The sequence below is a fragment of the Stenotrophomonas sp. STEN033 genome, assembly GCF_056856655.1.
Genome location: NZ_JBXFWM010000130.1, coordinates 1 through 1,196, shown reverse-complemented (window position 1 = coordinate 1,196; position 1,196 = coordinate 1). Strand labels below are relative to the sequence as shown.

The window sequence follows — 1,196 nt, the reverse complement described above, 5'->3', positions numbered from 1 at the left end:
TGACCTGCGTACGGATCTTGTAGCCAATTAGCCAGTGAGTCCGGGGTGGATATTATCTGCCTCGAGCCAAGCCCGTCGAACGGTGGCCGGGGCCTTGTAGCGGTGGGCGCTGTGCGGCCGCTGCTCGTTGTAGAACTGCCGCCAGCGTTCGATCAGCACCTTCGCCTCGGCCCGGCTGCGGAACCATTCCCGGTTAAGCAACTCGTCCCGCAGCTTGCCGTTGAAGCTTTCGACGAACCCGTTCTGCCAAGGACTGCCCGGCGCGATGAAAGCCGGGCCAATCGCCGCGTCTCGCAGCCAACGCATGACCTTGGCCGCCGTGAACTCGGCGCCGTTGTCGGAGCGGACAAAGGCCGGCTTGCCGTAGAGCCGCATCAGCCGCGACAAGGTCAGGATCACGTCCTGCGACCGCAGGCTCGCCCCGACCTCGATCGCCAGGCACTCGCGGGTGTATTCGTCGATAACGCAAAGCATTTTCAGGCTCCGGCCGTCGACCATCTGGTCGTGGACAAAGTCGTAGCTCCAGACCGCGTTGGGCTGCACCGCGCCCGGAAGACGGATGTCGCTGCCGGAGCGACGGCGGCGCGGACGACGACGCGGGATATTCAGGCCCAGCGCCCGCCATTGCCGGCGCACGCGGGCTTCGCCCAGAGCCAACCAGGCCGCCATACGGCGATACCCGAACCGCGGCACCTCCGGCGACGCGGCCAGCAGCCGCTGCGCCACGGCCTCGTCCTTGGCGGCTTGGCGAGGGGCATAGCTGGCGATGCGGCGGCTCAACCCCAGATACCCAAGGGCTTTGCGCTGCGAGATACCCCGGCGGACCAGAAACTGGACCGTGTCACGTCGTTCCGACGGGGTCGTCATTTTTTTCGGACGATCTCCTTCATCCCGTCGATGACCAGCATCTGCTCGGCCACCAGCCGCTTGAGCCGGCTGTTCTCGGATTCCAGGTCCTTGAGCCGGCGGGCATCGGGCACGTCCATGCCGCCAAACTTGTTTCGCCAGCGGAAGAACGTCTGCTCGGTCAGGTTGTGCTTCTTGCACAGCGCCTTGATCGGCATCGCGCCGGTCTCGGCTTCGCGCAGGATCGAGATGATCTGCTCGTCGGTAAATCGCTTCTTCATGGAGCTCTCCTTGCCTGTTAAGGGTAGAGAACTCACTATCCAAATGGCTACACGTTTCGTCTCAGGTCA

General features: G+C 64.1%; 1 protein-coding gene. It reads right to left on the bottom strand.

Features of this window, described 5'->3' with window-relative positions; translation table 11 throughout:
- Positions 1 to 27: 27 nt before the first annotated feature.
- A protein-coding gene (locus tag AC1VXC_RS21055; RefSeq protein WP_481540010.1) for an IS3 family transposase occupies positions 28 to 1,127 on the bottom strand; the annotation gives its coding sequence in 2 pieces (ribosomal slippage) (positions 28 to 878 and positions 878 to 1,127; 1,101 coding nt in all).
- Positions 1,128 to 1,196: the final 69 nt, after the last annotated feature.